The 17132-nt window shown below is 64.5% G+C and carries 15 protein-coding genes; 8 read left to right on the forward strand and 7 right to left on the reverse strand.

Going from position 1 to position 17132, the window contains the following annotated elements:
• Nucleotides 1-1598 precede the first annotated feature (1598 nt).
• Nucleotides 1599-3317 carry a SulP family inorganic anion transporter gene (locus tag KBZ19_RS02445; RefSeq protein ID WP_255099642.1) on the reverse strand — a complete coding sequence of 573 codons (1719 nt, stop codon included), beginning with the start codon at nucleotides 3315-3317 and terminating at the stop codon, nucleotides 1599-1601.
• A gap of 35 nt (nucleotides 3318-3352) precedes the next feature.
• Here KBZ19_RS02445 and KBZ19_RS02450 point away from each other — a divergent pair, with 35 nt between their 5' ends.
• The 5 genes from KBZ19_RS02450 to KBZ19_RS15090 all read left to right on the forward strand — a co-directional run bounded on the left by KBZ19_RS02450 (nucleotide 3353) and on the right by KBZ19_RS15090 (nucleotide 7996).
• Nucleotides 3353-4120 (forward strand): sulfite exporter TauE/SafE family protein, encoded by a 768-nt coding sequence (locus KBZ19_RS02450; RefSeq protein ID WP_255099643.1) that lies wholly within the window; start codon nucleotides 3353-3355, stop codon nucleotides 4118-4120.
• 133 nt (nucleotides 4121-4253) lie between these two features.
• The gene (locus KBZ19_RS02455) at nucleotides 4254-4724 is read left to right on the forward strand and encodes a hypothetical protein (RefSeq protein ID WP_255099644.1); all 471 of its coding nucleotides are present in this window, start codon (nucleotides 4254-4256) and stop codon (nucleotides 4722-4724) included.
• A gap of 42 nt (nucleotides 4725-4766) precedes the next feature.
• Nucleotides 4767-5450, forward strand: coding sequence for a Coq4 family protein (locus KBZ19_RS02460; protein WP_255099645.1), 684 nt, complete (start codon nucleotides 4767-4769; stop codon nucleotides 5448-5450).
• Between the two features lie 7 nt (nucleotides 5451-5457).
• The gene (locus KBZ19_RS02465; RefSeq protein ID WP_255099646.1) at nucleotides 5458-6237 is read left to right on the forward strand and encodes a sulfite exporter TauE/SafE family protein; all 780 of its coding nucleotides are present in this window, start codon (nucleotides 5458-5460) and stop codon (nucleotides 6235-6237) included.
• Nucleotides 6238-6298: 61 nt separating this feature from the next.
• A complete protein-coding gene (locus KBZ19_RS15090) occupies nucleotides 6299-7996 on the forward strand; it encodes a mechanosensitive ion channel family protein (protein WP_255099647.1) in 1698 nt (565 codons plus the stop codon).
• Here the strand turns inward: KBZ19_RS15090 and KBZ19_RS02475 are convergent.
• Together KBZ19_RS02475 and KBZ19_RS02480 are read right to left on the reverse strand one after the other, a co-directional pair.
• Nucleotides 7902-8354 (reverse strand): hypothetical protein, encoded by a 453-nt coding sequence (locus tag KBZ19_RS02475; RefSeq protein WP_255099648.1) that lies wholly within the window; start codon nucleotides 8352-8354, stop codon nucleotides 7902-7904. The genes KBZ19_RS15090 and KBZ19_RS02475 overlap by 95 nt on opposite strands.
• Complete coding sequence (locus KBZ19_RS02480) at nucleotides 8351-8827, reverse strand: hypothetical protein (protein ID WP_255099649.1); 477 nt, start codon at nucleotides 8825-8827, stop codon at nucleotides 8351-8353. The genes KBZ19_RS02475 and KBZ19_RS02480 overlap by 4 nt, the downstream gene beginning before the upstream one ends.
• 525 nt (nucleotides 8828-9352) lie before the next feature.
• On the opposite strand from KBZ19_RS02480, the gene KBZ19_RS02485 reads away from it, so the two are divergent.
• Nucleotides 9353-9811: a hypothetical protein gene (locus KBZ19_RS02485; protein WP_255099650.1), complete on the forward strand. Its 459-nt coding sequence runs from the start codon at nucleotides 9353-9355 to the stop codon at nucleotides 9809-9811.
• Nucleotides 9812-9869: 58 nt separating this feature from the next.
• On the opposite strand, the gene KBZ19_RS02490 is transcribed toward KBZ19_RS02485, so the two are convergent.
• From KBZ19_RS02490 to KBZ19_RS02505, 4 genes are all read right to left on the reverse strand, one after another.
• The gene (locus KBZ19_RS02490; RefSeq protein WP_255099651.1) at nucleotides 9870-10451 is read right to left on the reverse strand and encodes a hypothetical protein; all 582 of its coding nucleotides are present in this window, start codon (nucleotides 10449-10451) and stop codon (nucleotides 9870-9872) included.
• A 267-nt stretch (nucleotides 10452-10718) separates the two neighbouring features.
• Nucleotides 10719-11576, reverse strand: coding sequence for a carbon-nitrogen hydrolase family protein (locus KBZ19_RS02495; RefSeq protein ID WP_255100033.1), 858 nt, complete (start codon nucleotides 11574-11576; stop codon nucleotides 10719-10721).
• Entirely contained in the window at nucleotides 11531-12598 is a 1068-nt protein-coding gene (locus tag KBZ19_RS02500) for a nitrilase-related carbon-nitrogen hydrolase (protein WP_255099652.1), read from the reverse strand. Before KBZ19_RS02500 ends, KBZ19_RS02495 begins: the two co-directional genes overlap by 46 nt.
• 121 nt (nucleotides 12599-12719) lie before the next feature.
• Nucleotides 12720-13322 carry a histidine phosphatase family protein gene (locus KBZ19_RS02505; RefSeq protein WP_255099653.1) on the reverse strand — a complete coding sequence of 201 codons (603 nt, stop codon included), beginning with the start codon at nucleotides 13320-13322 and terminating at the stop codon, nucleotides 12720-12722.
• Nucleotides 13323-13729: 407 nt separating this feature from the next.
• Here KBZ19_RS02505 and KBZ19_RS02510 point away from each other — a divergent pair, with 407 nt between their 5' ends.
• Together KBZ19_RS02510 and KBZ19_RS02515 are read left to right on the forward strand one after the other, a co-directional pair.
• Nucleotides 13730-14848 carry a glycosyltransferase family 4 protein gene (locus tag KBZ19_RS02510; RefSeq protein ID WP_255099654.1) on the forward strand — a complete coding sequence of 373 codons (1119 nt, stop codon included), beginning with the start codon at nucleotides 13730-13732 and terminating at the stop codon, nucleotides 14846-14848.
• Nucleotides 14841-16958, forward strand: a complete 2118-nt coding sequence (locus tag KBZ19_RS02515) for a glycogen debranching N-terminal domain-containing protein (protein ID WP_255099655.1) — start codon at nucleotides 14841-14843, stop codon at nucleotides 16956-16958. The genes KBZ19_RS02510 and KBZ19_RS02515 overlap by 8 nt, the downstream gene beginning before the upstream one ends.
• The last annotated feature ends 174 nt before the right edge of the window (nucleotides 16959-17132 follow it).

Genomic DNA, 17132 nt, shown 5'->3' on the forward strand with positions numbered 1-17132 from the left:
AATTGCCTTGTTAGGCGAATCGGCAGCATGACGACTACAAGTGTTGCTCAGGGAGCATCTTTCGTAGGTGCTTAGACAGATGACAAGAGCGTTTCCCGTTGTCATCCCACTCAACAAGATAGTAAACCCCAGACTGCCCCCCACCAGCGCTCTTTCTTCTCTACAATCTTTCAAATTTCGCTGGCTTCTGGGTAATGAAAGAAGCTTTCGACTGCTTTTCCTACGCCGGCCCCTGCCGCTGCCTGAGCACCTACTCCTACTCCAATTCCGGTACCAGCTGACACAATCCCAATCCCAGCAGCGATTCCGCCTGGCAGGGCTGCCGGAAGCGCAACAGCAACTGCGGCTGCGCCACCTCCAACGGCAACTGTTTGTTGATGATTCCTATGAGCCTTGGCCCCTTCCTTCGTAAGCATGACTCGATCGCCTACAACAAGCTGTTCCGAGAAGCGCATAGGTCGAACTTTATTTGTCATCCTAATCTAGATGACAAAGGCGTAGGGCGGCAAGTTCATAGGGAAAGGGATGCTCGAGCCCGGCGAGACATCAAGACCAGGGTTGCCCAGGCAAGGCAATCAATATCGGCCAATACATGAACGAGAAACGGGATATGCTAAGACTTCTTTCAAGCGGGCATGGCTAAGCACTAAGCCTATTGCGTGCATCGTCAATACCACAAGCACGTAACAATCCGCTTTATGGTAGAGAGATGATGAGTTAGTAGCGATGGAGCTCACGGGTTCTTGCGGGCATAAGCATGCACAGCATGAACCCTCATAGCAACTCAGGCGCATTTAGGCGAAGATAATCCTCCAAGACTCTTTTGGCAATCTTGTGATCGCCATTTGGATCTAACCCTGCCATCCACCAGGCCAACTTGCTCTGGTAGCATCTCGGTCGATTGGTTGCAACAAGGCGAGCGAGATGCTCACAGTTCCAACCAAGAAGCGAGTACTTCCAATCTTCGAATACAACTATGGCGTGCTTCAATCGGCCAATTGTGATTGTAGGCGAATAATGAATACCATCTACTCCAATCACATTCCGACAGCTGGTCCGCTCAAAAACTTGCAATCCTTGGCCAGTATCGAAGACGTGTGAATCAGAAATTCCAATGCCATAGTGCCAAAATGGATCTCCATGGTTCTGCCAGTTAAGTAATCTGCCGCACCGATTACTTCCAAAATCAACACACGCATCTATGTGCCTCAATTCTGTGCTCATTGAATAAAGCTGATGATTTGTCCACACAATAGCGGCTCATCCTGGCTCTATGCATCCCACCTTGGGTTTCGCCTAACTTGTTCTTCGAAAGTTCTGCAAACCACATTCTGCCATCGTGACTTTTCTGTCAAACACGCCCGGCATCTCACCCAATCCTGAGAAACCCTAGCTGCTGCAGCGAGGCTGCAGCCCGAGCGGATGCTCATCCCACTGTTTGCAGGTCCGCAAACCACTGTCCGGCCTGAAATGCTCTCAGCCACGGAGAGAGACTCAACGAAGAGGCTGTTACCCATCCCCACAACAGCAAAAGCCGCAATCACTCTCAAGCCGCATAAAGCGGTAAACAACTAAGCGCTCGCTGCGACTGGCTCCCCTCACCCAACACGCGCCCCCACCTCCCCCCGAAACGCCGCAATCGCCTCAGGCAGCGTGGGGTAAAAGCGCTCAGGGCCAACCCGATCGACGAAGCCGGTTCTGCTGAGCTGTTGGTAGAGGTCCTGCTTGGTGCGGGCCATGGCGAAGACGATGCCGTTGGCCGTGAGTTCGCGCTGGACGTCCTGGAGCACATCGGCGGCGGTGATGTCGATCTCCACGATCGCCTCGGCGTTCAGTACGAACCAGCGCACCGGCGTGGCCTCGGCCGCCACAGCGGCCAGGGCGCGGCGGCGGAAGTCTTCCGCATTGGCGAAGCAGAGGGGGGCGTCGTAGCGGTACAGCACCAGCCCGGGGATGGTGCTGGCCCCCTCCCAGTCGTCCACGTCGTGCAGGCCGCCCAGCTGGGGCACCTGGCCCAGCACCGCGTCGTGAGGGCGCACCAGGCGCGCGAACAGATCGATCACCGACAGCGCCACTGCCAGACCCACGCCCATCAGGATGTCGGTGAACAGCACACCAGCGCAGGTGATCAGTGCCAACTGGAATTCGCTGCGCTTGAAATGGCGCATCCGCTTGAGCTCGCCGATGTCGATCAGGCGCAGGGCGGCATAGATCACGATCGACCCCAACGCCGCCTGCGGGAACAACGCCAGCAGCGGCCGCAGGAACAGCAGCACCACCAGCACCACCACGAACGCCACCAGCGAAAACAGCTGCGAACGGCTGCCCAGCGATTCGCTGATCGCCGTGCGGCTGCCGCTGCTGCTTACCGGAAAGCCCTGCATCAGCCCATTGCCCAGATTCACGGCCCCCAGCGCCAGCAGCTCCTGGTTCGCATCGATGCGGTAGCCGCCCCGGGCAGCGAAGGCGCGGGCGGTGAGCACGTTGTCGGAGTAGCCCACTAGGGCGATGCCCACCGCCGCCGTGAGTAGATACCGGATCTTGTCGAGCGCCAGGCCACCGGGCGGCGCCAGGTGGCTCAGCTCCGTGAAGGGCAACGCAAAGCTGGGCAGGCCGGCCGGGATCGCGCCGATCACCGCCACTCCCGCCTGATCCAGGTGAAACAACCACACCACCGCCACCGCCAGCAGCACCGCCAGCAAGGGTCCGGGCGCCGAGGGGAACCGCCGCTGGATCAGCAGCAGGAAAACCAGCACCCCGATCGCCAGCATCAATGTGGGCAGATGGATCTCACTGCTGCGGCCCGCCAGCTCCAGCAGCTCCCCAGCCAGCGACTTGGCCTCAAGCTCCAGGCCGCTGATCTTGCCGATCTGGCCGCTGATCATGATCACCGCCACCCCAGCCATGTAGCCCACCAGGATTGGCTTCGAGAGCAGATCAGCCAGAAAGCCCAGCCGCGCCCAGCCCCCCAGCACGCACACCAGGCCCACCAACAGGGCCAGCAGGCTGGCGAAGCTGGCATAAGCCAGCGGATCGCCGGCGGCGATCGGGGCGATGGCGGCGGCCGTCATCACCGCCGTGGTGGATTCGGGCCCCACCGACAGCTGCGGCGAGGAGCCGATCAGCGCATACAGCAGCATCGGCGGCAGGATCGCCCAGAGCCCTGCGATCGGCGCCACGCCGGCCAGCTCCCCGTAGGCCATGCACTGCGGCACCAGGTAGGCGGCCACGGTCACACCCGCCAGCACGTCACCCCGCAGCCACGACGGTTGGTAGGCACGTAGACGCTTCAGGCCAGGCAACAGCGAGACGGACATTCCCTTGGCCTGCTCCACCATCGCCTTCCTCCACAATGGCCTTCAACGCCGGAACGGGCGCCATGGAACCCGGCGCTGTTGGGCTCACCGCGCTCGTGGGGGTGATTGCCTTTCTCTATTCCGCCGTCGGCCAAGCAGGAGCCAGCGGCTACGTGGCGGCGCTGGTGGTGGCGGCGCTGCCGGCGCAGGATCTCAAGGCCACGGCGCTGCTGCTCAACGTGGCCGTCGCCACGATCGGCACGCTGCAATTTGCCCAGGCCGGGCACCTGCGTTGGCGGCGGGTGTGGCCGTTTGTGGCCGGCTCGGTGCCGCTGGCGGCCTTCGGCGGCTTTCTGCATCTGAACGCCAGGCCCTTTGAGCTGCTGGTCGGAGCGATCCTGCTGGCCTCCTCGCTGCGGTTGATCTTCAAGGCGAGCGGCAGCAGTCCAGGCCGTGTCCCCACACCACCTGCCTTCGGCAGCGCGCTCGGCAGTGGTGCCGTGATCGGCCTGGTTGGTGGCCTGAGTGGAACGGGCGGTGGTGTGATCCTTTCCCCCCTGATGCTGATCAAAGGCTGGGCCTCGGCACCGGAAGTAGCCGCCACCTCCATCACCTTCATCCTGTGCAACTCACTGGCCGCCCTCGGCGGTGTGCTGGTGAGCCAGCGGCACCTGCCCGCGGGGATCACGCCCCTGCTGCTCACCGTGGCGATCGCCGGCTGGCTGGGCTCCCGGCTCGGCAGCCGTCTGCTGTCCCTGCGCGTGCTGGAGTGCTGGATGGCCGCCTTGATCGCATTGGTGGGGTTGAAGTTGCTGGTGGGATAAGCGAAAGGGGCCAGGTGAGGTGATCTGCTGCATCTGCGCCTGAACCAGCCGCAGCAACGCCGCGGATCAGCCCCAGGCTTTGCCACAGCCGCTACCGATTCATACGTTGAAGGTGTACCGAAGATTGCCTGCCATGCGCCGTGATACTCAGCTCTGGCTTGCAGGAAGCATCGTGGTGGCGATCGCGGTGGCCTCCGTCGTGGTGATCAACCAACGCGCCCAGATCTCCGACCAACGCGAGAGCCTTGACCAGCAGAGTCAGCTGACTGCTGAGCTGAAGGAACGCAGCGACGAGGCCGCCCGCCTGCGTCAGCAGGAAACGAACTTTGCCTTGCAACTCAAGGCGCTGGATGCGGAGCAGGCCGGGAACGCCGCCTCGGCGGCAGCCGATCAGGCCAGCCAGGCAGCGTCGGAGCAACGGGCACAGGAACGCCAGCGGCTGGAGGCCCAGATCCAGGACCTCAAAGTGCAAAGGGAGCGACTGGCGCGCCAGACCACCTGCACTCAGATCCAGACGGGCCTGCGCTCAGCCGAACGGAACGGTGACGAGGTCCAGACCAAGACCCTGCAGGAGCGCTGGAACGCCACCTGCACCAGCGGCTGAACTCGGCGGACCTAAGTTCCCTTCACCGCCTCCACGACGGCCATGACCCGCTTCCAGCAGTCCCTGCAGGCCCTGGGGCAGGCCCGTCAGCTGATCGCGGTGGGGCGCAGTCAGGGGGATCTCGCCAGGATCGCCGACCTGGTGGACAGCTTCCTGGACACGCCCCAGATGGACGCCTGCCTCGCCCGCTTCCGGGCCCTGCCGGGTGGGGCGGAGTTGCTGGACAGCCGCTATCCCCCCCTCCAACCCGACCTGGATCGGCTCTCGGCCTTGCCACCGGGGAGCCTCGGCCACACCTACGCCGCCCTGATCCGGCGCCTCAATTACGACCCCTCCTTCTTCCGCCCACGCCCGATCGACACCGAAGGCCGCTGGCTCACCCAGCGGATCGCCACCACCCACGACCTGCACCATGTGGTGAGTGGCTTCGGCACCTCACCGGCGGGCGAGAACGGGGTGCTGGCGATCACCGCCACCCAGATCGGCTTCCCCGCCTACGTGAGCCTCACCCATGCCGCCCAGATCGCCGGCTTCCGCTTCTGGCTCGACGACTACGCCAACCTGAGCCGAGCCATCAGCCACGGCGTCACCATCGGCTTCACCGCCTCTGCCTTCGCCACCGCCCGCTGGGAGGAGGGCTGGGAGCTGCCGGTGGCGGCCTGGCGCCAGCGGCTGGGGGTCACCCTGCCAGCGGACGGTGAGCCCTACGGGCTGACCCCGCCCTGACGCTGGGATGGTGAACGCACCTCTGCCCTTCGAGATTCAGGCCTTCTGGGCGGGCCTGGCAGCCGTCGCCGCCGGGGCGATCAATGCCCTGGCCGGCGGCGGCTCACTGCTGAGCTTTCCCGCCCTCACCGCCATCGGCCTGCCGGCGGTGATGGCCAACGTGACCAACACCGTGGCCCTGGTGCCGGGCTACCTGGGGGCAACCAGGGCCCAGCGCCGCGAACTCCAGGGCCAGCGCCAGCGCCTGCTCTTGCTGCTGCCGGCCGCCGCCCTCGGTGGCCTGCTGGGCGGCTGGCTGCTGCTGAAAACCGGCGAGCGGTTGTTCACGCAGCTGGTGCCGTTCCTGATCCTGTTCGCCTCGGCGTTGCTGGCGGTGCAGGAGCCCGTGCGCCGCTGGTTGCAGCGCCGCTCCGAGCGGCACGGCCGCAAGCCCTCGGAGCGATGGGCCGTGGGGCCGGTGTTCCTGGCGGCCGTCTACGGCGGCTTCTTCGGCGGCGGGCTGAGCGTGATCGTGCTGGCGGTGCTGGCCCTCAGCCTCGATGACACCCTCACCCGCCTCAACGGCCTCAAGCAGGCCGTGTCGTTCGCCGCCAACCTCACCGCCGCCGCCTTCTTCCTCTTCTCCGGTCAGGTGGCCTGGGGCCTGGCGGCGGTGATGGCGGTGGGCGCCATCGTCGGCGGTGCCCTGGGCGGCAAGGTGGCGGGCCGCGTCCCGCCGGCCACCCTGCGGGCCATCGTCGTGGTGGTCGGAGTGGCGGTGGCGGTGGTGTATTTCGTCAGAACGTGAGGGTGGCGGCGAGCTGCCGTGCGCCCTGATGCCCAGACTGGCCGTTCCTGGGCCAGTCAGCGTGGGGCACTCCACAACCAGCCGCACCGCTGGCTTCTCTGCTGCCCTTGGCAAAGCCCTGGCCGTGCTGGTGCTGCTGCTGGCCCTGGCCCAGCCGGGCCTGGCGGCGGAAACACCCAGCCCCGCCGCGCCGGCGGACAGCCAGCCGGTGGCGGGCAGCTTTCGTCTCTCCCAGGTGCGCATCCTTGGCGTGCCGGTGATCAACGTGGCGTCGTTGCGGGTGGCGGGCCCTGATCAGGCCGGCCCCGACGCCGCCGAGCGGGCGAAGGTGGTCGAAGGCAACCTGGATCTGCTCTACCGGCCCGCCCAGCCCTGCACGCCGGGGGAGCGGATCGGCGAGCTGCTGCTGGAGCGCGGCGGTGTGGACGCCATCGAAGCCGTGTGCGACCCGGATCACCTGGGGCTGCAGGGCGCCCCGCAGGCCTTGCGCGTGGTGGTGCAACGGCAGGCCGGGGGGCTGAACCAGCTGGCCGCCGTGGTGCCTGGCCGCGCCACGCCGTTCCCGCTGCTCACCGTCACCGCTGCCGACGCCCAGCTCAACGGCACCAGCGAGGCGGTGCTGGCGGAGCGCTGGCGCAGCCGGCTGGAGCGGCGGCTGCGCCGTGCCCGCCAGATCTACGGGAAGCAGCAGATCTCCGAGCGGATGAGCATGGCGGCGTGGGTGGTCGCCGGCCTAACGGTGGTGCTGGTGCTGGCCGTGTGGCTGTGGCGTCGCCTGCAACGCCAGTTGCCGCGGCTGCAGCGCCATCGCGTCGAGCACGCCAGCCGGCTCGCCGCTGCCCGCTTCCATCTGGCCCAGAGCCTCAGTCGGCTGTTGCTGGCGGCGGTGCTGGTGCTGGGCGTAGCGATCGGCGCCGTGCTGCTGCTGGCCTCCCCCGGCCAGGTGGCACCGGCGATCGATGTGCTGTTTCAGCCGCTGGTGGTGCTGTTCAAAGCCCTGGCGATGCTGCTGGCGGCTGCCCTGCTGCGGGCGCTGGTGGGGTTGCTGCTGAGCCAGTGGGCCAGCAACGTGTTCGTGCCGGCGGCCTTCCAGGCGCGCCGCGAGCAGCGCTACCGCAGCCTGTTGCGCGTGCTCAGGCGGCTGGCGGATCTGGCCTGCGTGCTGGTGTTCAGCGCCTGGACGGTGATGGGCATTCCCGTGCTGCGCGATCTCTCCAGCAATGCCCTGCTGGCCAGTGGAGCCGTGCTCGGTGCCCTCGCCCTGGTGTTCCAGGGCTTGCTGCGCGATTTCGTGGCCGGGCTGGTGCTGCTCTTCGACGACCGCTACGCCATCGGCGACACCGTGGAGATCGGCGGACGCCTCGGCGAGGTGATCGATGTGGGGGTGCTGAGCACCGAGCTGCGCTGCCGCGACCAGCGGGTGGTGGTGGTACCGAACAGCGGCTGTGAGCAGAGCGTGAATCACACCAAGCTGCGCTCAGGCGCCGAGCTGTCGCTGCTGCTGCCCCATGGCACCGATCTGGCCGTGGCCCTGCCCGCCATCAGCGCCGAGCTGGCCGCCTTCGCGGCCGATCCCGCCTGGAGCGCCACGCTGCTGCAGCCCCCCCAGCTGCTGGGCGTCGATGCCATGACCGCCGATGGCCTGCAGGTCACCGCCCTGCTGATCACCGAAGCGGGCCGACAGGGGGAGGCCCGCCGCGCCCTGCTCTCACGCCTGGTGCAGCGGCTCGAAGGCGGCGCACAAGCAGGGCCAGGCTGAGGGCGAGCGCGGCAACCAGCTGGAGCAGGGGCACGCCGATCGTGACCACAGCCTGCGCCAGTCCAGGTTCAGGCGTCGAAATGGAGTGGGGCGCGCTCAAGGCCAGCAGAGCGACACCACCAACGCCAAGCACCACGCTGGCGATCAGCAGCATCCATGCCTCACCGTTGCGTCGCCGCACACAGGCCGCCAACACCGCCAACAGCAGATACGGAGCAACCAGCAGGGCCAGCACCGGTAGATCCATGCTCCGCGCGCCGCCACTGCGGGCAGCGTGGAGAACCGCGGTGGCAGCAGCAGTGCAGGCGCAGACCAGCAGGGTGGCGCGCGGCGGTGGCGTGGTGTTGATGCCGTTCAAGGTTGAACGGGCGCTGGCTGCCGCGTCGCGGGCCGAGCCTGCAACTGGCGCAGCCGTTGGCTCTGGCTGGCCTTCACACAGGCCCGCAGCTGCTCCCCTGCGCGCCAGCATTGGTCCATGGCGACCACCCATTGCTCCTGCTCGCGCAGCAGGGCCGCGCGCCCGCTTTCCTGAAGCGCAGGATCCGCAAGCGCAGCACGGAACGCCTGACGAAGCTGCCGGTCGAGGGCCGTGAGTTCTGCATCCCGGCAGATCAGCACCGTGGCGGCGCTGCCCGCCACCTGGCAGCGAATCGTCTCGCCATCAAAGGAATCCGGCGGTGGCGGAATCGCCAGCGCAGCAGACGTACCGAGGCCCGCCGTCAGCAGCAACAGCGCCCGCGGCAATCGCCACCGTCCCCAGGCCCAGACAGCCGGTGTCAGCACTAGCCGGAACAGATGCGGCGACACAGGATTCAGCAGGGGGCGTGGCAACTGTGGCAGGAGAGGCTGCTGGAGAGGCTGCAGCCGAGGGTGATGCTGTCGATGGGGCAAACAGCACCAGGGGACACCACCAGGAACTTCACACGGAGAATCCCATGGGTGCATCGGCTGGGAGACACAGCTGCGAGCCGCCTGGGACCCGGCGAGCCAACGGTGCTGGGGTGTTCACATTGCAGTGAGCGGGGAGGCCTCACGGAAAAGGATCGCCGCAAGCAAAAGAGTGGCCACAGGCCTTCACAAGGTGCATCCGGATGGCGATGAAAACAGACGATCTCTTGATTCATGTGGATTCAGACGCATCACCAAGGCAACAATCATGGCCAAGGGCACAACATGATTCAGCGATGCCTGCAATGAAGCAATGGCCAAGCCACAGCTGGCAAGCCGCCGCAGAGATACAAACCAAAGATCACGTGCTAAAATTAACGTGAGCTAGCCACAAGCGATTCGCCGAGCAGAACGCAACTTTCTGAAACGAATTGTTGTGAATTGCTGCAGTTTGAAGCACCTTTCAGCATGAATACCCTCAAGCAGATCGTCACCGCAGCGGCCGCAGCGGCCTCATTTGGAATGGCCCTGCCGCTCGCCGCCCATGCCATTGATCCGGCCTACGGCAAGCAACTGGAGAAATCCGGGTGCACCCAGGCCACGGAGCTGAAAGGCTGCGACATCAACAAGAGCAGGGAAAAGAATACAAAAGCTGGCTTTGGTGCCGCCAGCAGCGTGGTGTCTCCCTATGCGGGCCAGTGGGTCGCGAGAAACATTGACGGTCGTACCGTTTCCAAGATCCGTATCGACGGCAAGAACAAGGTCATGGTGAACGGCAGCGCTGTGAAGAGCAAGCTCAGCGATGGCGCCTTGGTCTTCACGTCAGGCAGGATCACCTACACGATTCAAGGTGATCCCCGCCTCCAGCATGAGAGCAGCTGGTTCAATTCCGACGCACGCACCACCGGCCCGATTCGCCGTCAATAGACGAAGGCTTCATGCCTCGCAGTTGGAGCGCCTATCCATGCGCCAGCGCCGAAGCCAATCAGAGACCCTGTTCACGGTAAAAGCGGCGGATCGCATCCTCCGCCACTTCAACCTGCGCGGCATCACAGGTTGAGGTCTTGCTGAAACGCTTGCCGGCCTTGTTGAAGTTGACGCGGCAACCACCCTCAAACTTCACCTGATGAATGCCAAGCAACAGGGGAACGATCTCAGGGGGATTGCCCGTGGATGACCCGCCACCGGAACTGGAAGCACCGCCTGCCGCACCTTTCGTGTAGGGGGCCGTATCCCAGAAGACAAAGATGGATTGCTTCTCCAACCGGTACACCTGGCCGCGCTTTCCATCGAGGATCTCACGCTTGGCAGGCTCACCACGCTCATCAAAGTACGCATTGGGCATGCTCTCGTTGGGCTTGAGCTCAATGGTCTGGCCGCCCTTGAGCCGAATAGAAACGAAGCCTTGCCGTTGGGAGAATGTGCACAGCCCAGAAGAGGTGGCCTTATCTTCTCCTGCAGGGAAAACGTCGCAGCGGGCATCAACAGTATCTGCCAGTGCTGGCGACGCGACCGCTAAAGCAGCAACACTCAGCAGGGATGCAGCAAAGCCACGAAGCGCTTTCACCTGCATAGCAATCACATCAGCAATGACTGTTTCACCATACCCGACTTATGCCTCAGAAAGACAAGCCGAAGACTGAGAAAACCTGAAGATTCAGCAGGCCACTGGCCAAACAGACGGCCCAGAGCCAACTCTTCGGCAGTGATCAGACAGCCGATGGGTAACCAACAGGGCATCATCGACGGGCTCTGGCAGCCATTGTGCGAGGCCCCAATCGCGCACCATACGCACAAACAATCGCGCGCACCACGCCCAGCCGAACGCCGGCCCCTACGGACAGCGCACCATCCCGTGGCCAGCCTGGCGCCAGCTCTTGAAGCAGCTGTTCTCGGCCTCGAGCACCAGCGGGCGGAACAGATCGTTGCGCTGCCCGTCGATCAGTTGCTGCTGGTTGATCCAGGTGCCGGGGTAAGGCACCACCGTGCGGTGTCGCACGGCATCGGCGCCGGCAGCGGCCGTGAGGGTGGGCGTAGACACCACCGGCTCCGGCCCGAAGATGCCGGCGGCCGTGGAGCTGCCGACGCGGCGGCCACCGCTCACCACCCACAGCTGGCCCAGCTTGGCGGCCAGGTAGGGATGCAGATCGGCGCGACCGGTGGGGGGATCACTCACCGCGTACAGCAGGGGGTCGATCTCCACCTTGAGGGCGGCAGGGGCACCGGCCGGGGCGGCCAGCAGGTCGGCGCGCAGGCTCTGGTAGAGCCCGGTCACCTCCGTGACCGCCAGATCGCCCACCGTGGCCAGCCCCACCCGGCCCAGCGGCGTGGCCACCACAACAGGAGTGTCACCGGCGCTGGCCCAGGCCCGCTCGGAAGTCGTGAGGTGCGTGGCGCGGTAGCGGCCCAGGATCGTGCCGGCCGGACCCGCCAGGGCCACGGTGTGAAACACCTGGCCGCCCTCACGCTCGGGGTAGCTGCCCACCAGATAACCGCTGCCGGCCTGAGCCCGCTGCGCCAGGAGTTGCTCGAAGGCGCCGCCGCGGCGCTCGGCCCGGCGCCGCAGCTCGGTGGCATCCAGGCCGCTGGGGAGGGCCGAGAGCTCCGGCAGCACCAGCAGCTCGTTGGGCTGGGGCTGGCTGCTGGTCAGGCGTGAAGGGCCAGTGCTCCACTGGGCGGCGGCCAGTTGCACCGGACGGCGGCTGGCGGTGGCGGTGACATCGACCGGCGCCCGGCGCAGCGCCAGCAGGGGGTTGTAGAGCGAGGGGCGGCGTGCGGCCAGGCGCTGATCGCGCACGGCATCGGCGTCTGCCGGGGTGATCGTGGCCGAAAAAGGCCGTTCAGGCCAGGCGGCAACACCGCGGGCGGCACCACCGGCGCTTGCACCAGCTTGCGTCCGCTGGGCGACCAGATGCTGGAGCCGCCGTTGTAATAGAGCTGGCTGCCGGTGATCGGATTGCGCTCGATGCCGCTGCGCGTGGCCCCCACCACCCACACGCCATTCAGTGCACTCATGTGCTGCACGCTGGCCACCGTGGAATGGTTCGAGCGCGCCTGGGCGGCCGGTGTGCCGGGCATCACCCGATCGGAAACGGAATGCCAGCCGATGATCTGCGCGCCCCGCAACGCCGCCAGTCGGTCGTACTGCCAGTAGGTGTCGTCGTAACAGATGATCAGGGCGATGCGGCCGATCGGCGTGTCAAAAACACCCACATCGGTATCCCCGGGGCCGAACAACTGCACGTCCTGGCCGTTCAGGCCATTCTTGCGGTACTTGCCGATGATTCCTTCGGGCCCCATCAACACAGCGGTGTTGTAGAAGAGCCCGGTGGCGCTGTCTTTCTCGGCAATGCCCACACTCATGTAGAGGCCCGTGCGCTTGAGCACCGGCAGCAACGCCGCGGTGGCCTGCCCCGGAATCGTGTCCACAAAGGGAGCCAACTGGGCAGGGCCGGTGAAGTCGTAGCCGCTGATCGCCGTTTCGGGAAACACGGCGTAGTTCACACCTTCAGCAGCCACCCGCTCAGTGGCCTGCACCAGTCGGCGGATGTTGCCATCGCGATCCCCCCAGGCGGGGATGAAATCCACCGCCGCCACCTTGATCGGCAGGCTGCCCACCTGAGCGCTGGCCGGAAGCGCCACACTGCCCAGCAGGCCGGTGATCATCAGGCCGAGCGAAGCAACGGCCAGGCGCTGCAGGGGAACTGCCGTCATGGTGAGACACCGGTGGAGGCCACGCCGAGACAGGCGCAGTGGCTCAATCATGAAAGGGCGGTGCACGCCTGAGCGCGGATGCTGTTGATTGTCAACGCAGCGCCTGAAGCACCTGGGGAGTTCACGTGGTGAGTGACAGCGTTGCGGCGTTCCAACAGCCCAGTGCCGGCTCACCGGCATACCGGGAGAGGATCGAAAGCGTGGCAGTGTCGAGCAGAAAATGGCTGCCATGGCTCGGTGGCAGCCCGATCCAGCGCGCCGCCAGCACCCGCAACAGATGGCCATGGGCGAACACAGCCACCTTGCCGCCATGCGCACGCACCCGCTCAATCACCCGATCAGCGCGCGCGCCGATCTGCGCCGGACTCTCGCCCTCGGGACAACCATCCCGGAACACCATCCAGCCGGGGGCCATGCACTGAATCTCAGCGGAGGTGATCCCCTCATAGGCGCCGTAATTCCATTCGCGCAGGTCAGGGTCAACTGTGGCTTGCGCCGCCAGGCCCGCCAACTCACAGGTGCGCCGGGCCCGCTGCAGCGGACTCACCAGCACCAGCTCCACACCCAGACCAGCCAGCAGCGGCGCCAAAGCACGAGCCGCCCGCTCGCCATTGGCCGTCAGGGGGATGTCGGTGTTGCCGGTGTGGCGGCCCGACAGGCTCCACTCCGTTTCGCCGTGGCGGATCAGCAGCACCTCACCAGCAGACAGTGATCGTGTTGCCATGGGTGGAAGCTGCGGCCTTGGAAAGTGTTGCCTGAAGCTGGCTCGCAGGCAAGGGTGGCGAGCAGCGGCACTCTCAAGATTCGTTCAGGTTGCTCAACAGATGTCACCCACTGCCGAACACAGGAAGCTGACTGCGGAGCGTGAGCACCCAAGATTCCAGCGGGCATTCAGATCAACAGCACCAACGATGGATGGATGGAAAGCACAATCGATGACGGTGCTTTTCAGCTCTTGTTTCCACAACGACGGAGTAGCCGATGACACAACTCCTCGGATGGGAAAGAACATGAAATCAGCACACCTGACGCACTGATCCTGTTGTCGCTTTGCTCATCGTCACCGGGATTGTGTAGGAGCCCCTGCACGGCTGCAGCAGATATGCGGTAAGCCTGTGCGGTGCGAGTGGCGTGGGTAAGGTCGGGATGAGCGGACCAATGAAGGATGCAGGCACAGATATGCGAATTGCCCAGATTTCAACCCTCCACGAAAGAGTTCCACCCATTGGTTACGGGGGCACCGAACGGGTGGTGCACTATCTCACCGAAGAGCTGGTGAGGCGTGGCCATGAGGTGGTGCTGTTTGCCAGTGGTGACTCCCTGACCAGCGCTCAACTCTGCCCCTGTGTGCCGAAGGCCTTGCGGCTTGGCGGCCCAATGGGGGATCCCAGCGTGCACAACATGATCCAGCTCGATCATGTGATTGAACAGCTCGACAGCTTTGATGTGCTTCATTTTCACAATGGACACTTTCACTTCCCCATCGGTGATCTGCTGGGTGTTCCCCACTTGAGCACCATTCACGGGCCACTGCATGCACCGGAGCAGAAGATGCTCTACAACCACTTCAATCAGGTGCCGTTGGTATCGATTTCAGAAACCCAGCGCCTGCCCGTGCCTGCTGCCAACTGGCTCGGAACCGTGTACCACGGTCTCCCCAACGACCTCTACCGCTACGAAGCCACACCGGAGCCCTATCTGGTGTTTGTGGGCCGTATTTCACCCGAAAAACGACTGGACCGTGCCATCGCCATCGCCACGGCCGTGGGCATGCCGCTGAAGGTGGCAGCGAAGATCGATCCGGTGGATGAACCCTATTTTCAAGCTCAGATTGAACCGCTGCTGCGGAACAATCCCTTGGTGGAGCTGGTTGGAGAGGTGGATGATGCGGGCAAACAGGATCTGCTGGGAAATGCCTTCGCCTTGCTGTTTCCCATCGATTGGCCTGAGCCCTTCGGCCTTGTGATGATTGAGGCCAATGCCTGCGGCACTCCGGTGATAGCCTGGCGCAATGGATCAACACCTGAAGTGATCCGGGAAGGGGTGAATGGCTTCCTCGTGGATTCTATCGAGGAGGCCATTGCTGCGGTGCATCAGGTGGAGCAGCTGGATCGCTCGAGGGTACGCAGCCACTTCGAGGTGTGCTTCTCGGTGAGCCGCCAGGCGGAAGACTATGAACAGCTCTACCGGCACCTGATCCAAGCCCGGCGCTGCCAGAGTCCCGCTCACCGCCTGTCGGTGCATGCCTGAACCGCTCCCTCCCTTCGTTCTAAAGAACGAGGAAACCTTCGCCGTTCTGGATTCACGCGGCGAGATCTGCCCCGAACTTCAGCATGATGCCGGCATCTTCCACCGTGGCACCCGGCACATCAGCCGGCTGCAGGTGTTGCTGTGGAACCAATCACCGATGGTGCTGAGCTCCACGGAGCTTGGCGCCATGGGCGTGATGGTGAGCCATCTCGCCAACAACGATGGCGGCAGCACCGGTTCAGCTGCGATGAGCATCCACCTGGAACGCAGCACCGTGCTCACAGCCACGGCCTGCCTGCAACAATTCAGCTTCACCAGCTATGAAGGCCGGCCGGTGAAGATGCCGCTCACCCTGCGGCTGGATGCAGACTTCCGCGACATCTTTGAGGTGCGGGGCTATCACCGGCCGCAGCGCGGCCGCACAGTACGCCGCGGCAGCCACGGTGCTCTGGAGCTCGTCTACAGGGGCCTTGATGGGGAGGATCGGGTCACGGTGCTGCGCATGAGCGAGCCGATTGAGAACGTCAATGCCGAAGACATCGGACTGGTGCTGACACTGGAGCCCAGGCAGAGCTTCCGGCTGTTTCTGGTGCTGGACTTCCATCCCGCTGCTGAAGCAATGGGCGCAGAAGATCATTACAACGCCGCGATGTCCGCCACGATTCAGCGTTTCCGCGAGGCCCGCCGCAGCGCCGCCTCTGTGGTGAGCGACAATCCGGCCTTCAACAGTTGGTTGCTGCGCTCGTTCTCAGATGTGCACCTGTTGGCCAGCCAGGTGGAAGACGGCCTCTACCCCTATGCCGGCGTGCCCTGGTTCAGCTGTCCGTTCGGTCGGGATGGCCTGATCACAGCGCGCCAGATGCTGATGGTGGAGCCGCGGCTGGCGCGGGGTGTGCTGGGCTTTCTGGCACGGCGGCAGGCCTTGGTGGTGGATCCCGCCCACGACGAGGAACCCGGCAAGATCCTGCACGAATCGCGGCTGGGTGAAATGGCGGCACTGGGTGAAGTGCCATTCTCCAGTTATTACGGTGCCGTGGATTCCACACCGCTGTTTCTGATGCTGGCGGGGGATTACCTTTGCCGCAGTGATGATCGCGATTTCATCGCTGGCCTGTTACCTGAACTGGAAGCGGCCATGGCCTGGATCCACAGGGCCGAAGCCAGCAGCAGCGACGGCTTCCTGCGCTACCTGCGCGCCGCCGCTGGCGGGTTGAGCAATCAGGGCTGGAAGGATTCAAACGATTCCATTCACCACGCCGATGGCCACCTGGCGGAGGGGTCCATTGCTCTCTGCGAGGTGCAGGCCTATGCCTATGGGGCTCGCCGTGCATTGGCCAGGATCTATCAATGCCTGGGCCGCAGCGGTGAAGCGGAAGTGCTGAGGGATGAAGCCGCTGCCTTGCGCCAACGCTTTCATTCCGCTTTCTGGACGCCAGCGATTGATTCCTACGCCCTCGCTCTCGACGGCGAGAGCAGGCCTTGCATGGTGCGTGCCTCCAATGCCGGCCACTGCCTATGGACGGGTATCGCCACTCCGGAAGCAGCCGCGGCGGTGGCGAGGCACTTGATGGCCCCCACCAGCTTCAACGGCTGGGGGGTGCGCACCTTGGATGAACGGGAGAGGCGCTACAACCCGATGAGCTATCACAACGGGTCCGTATGGCCCCATGACAACGCCCTGATCGGCATGGGTCTGGCGCACTATGGGCACCGCTCCGAAGCACTGCGCATCCTCACCGGCCTGTTTGAAACCGCCAGTGCCGTGCCGATGTTCCGCCTGCCGGAACTGTTCTGCGGATTTCAGCGCCGTGAAGAGGAAGGGCCCACCCTCTACCCAGTGGCGTGCAGCCCCCAGGCCTGGGCCAGCGCCAGTGTGTTCGGCCTGCTGGAGGCGGTCACCGGCATGTCGATCGAGCGTGAAGACGGCAGCAACAGGGTGCAGGTGCGCTTGCGCAACCCCTGCCTGCCGAAGGGGCTGAATCTACTGGACATCAACGGATTGCGGCTCGGGGAAGAAGAGATCAATCTGCAGTTCCACCGCAGCGAGCATGATGTGGGGGTGCTGGTGCGCAGCCGCACACCAGGCGTTGATGTGGTGATCATGAAGTGATGGAAAATGCCCGCTTGCGATGGGCATGGACATAGCTGCAGAGATGCACTGCAGTCGTCCTCAATGGAGCGGCCCATCAAGGACGCCTTCAACACCAGCCGAGGCGGCATCTTCCACACCCTGAGCTGGTGTGGCGTAGGAGCCTTGGCATAATGCGCTGATGGCAAGGCAGCA

It is taken from the genome of Synechococcus sp. L2F (assembly GCF_024345695.1).
Classification (GTDB): Bacteria; Cyanobacteriota; Cyanobacteriia; order PCC-6307; family Cyanobiaceae; genus MW101C3.

Excerpts from the sequence above, each read along its gene's own strand:
- KBZ19_RS02445 (WP_255099642.1), bottom strand. The coding sequence starts at position 3,317 with ATGTCCGTCTCGCTGTTGCCTGGCCTGAAGCGTCTACGTGCCTACCAA.
- KBZ19_RS02450 (WP_255099643.1), top strand. The coding sequence starts at position 3,353 with ATGGCCTTCAACGCCGGAACGGGCGCCATGGAACCCGGCGCTGTTGGG.
- KBZ19_RS02455 (WP_255099644.1), top strand. The coding sequence starts at position 4,254 with ATGCGCCGTGATACTCAGCTCTGGCTTGCAGGAAGCATCGTGGTGGCG.
- KBZ19_RS02460 (WP_255099645.1), top strand. The coding sequence starts at position 4,767 with ATGACCCGCTTCCAGCAGTCCCTGCAGGCCCTGGGGCAGGCCCGTCAG.
- KBZ19_RS02465 (WP_255099646.1), top strand. The coding sequence starts at position 5,458 with ATGGTGAACGCACCTCTGCCCTTCGAGATTCAGGCCTTCTGGGCGGGC.
- KBZ19_RS02485 (WP_255099650.1), top strand. The coding sequence starts at position 9,353 with ATGAATACCCTCAAGCAGATCGTCACCGCAGCGGCCGCAGCGGCCTCA.
- KBZ19_RS02500 (WP_255099652.1), bottom strand. The coding sequence starts at position 12,598 with ATGACGGCAGTTCCCCTGCAGCGCCTGGCCGTTGCTTCGCTCGGCCTG.
- KBZ19_RS02505 (WP_255099653.1), bottom strand. The coding sequence starts at position 13,322 with ATGGCAACACGATCACTGTCTGCTGGTGAGGTGCTGCTGATCCGCCAC.
- KBZ19_RS02515 (WP_255099655.1), top strand. The coding sequence starts at position 14,841 with ATGCCTGAACCGCTCCCTCCCTTCGTTCTAAAGAACGAGGAAACCTTC.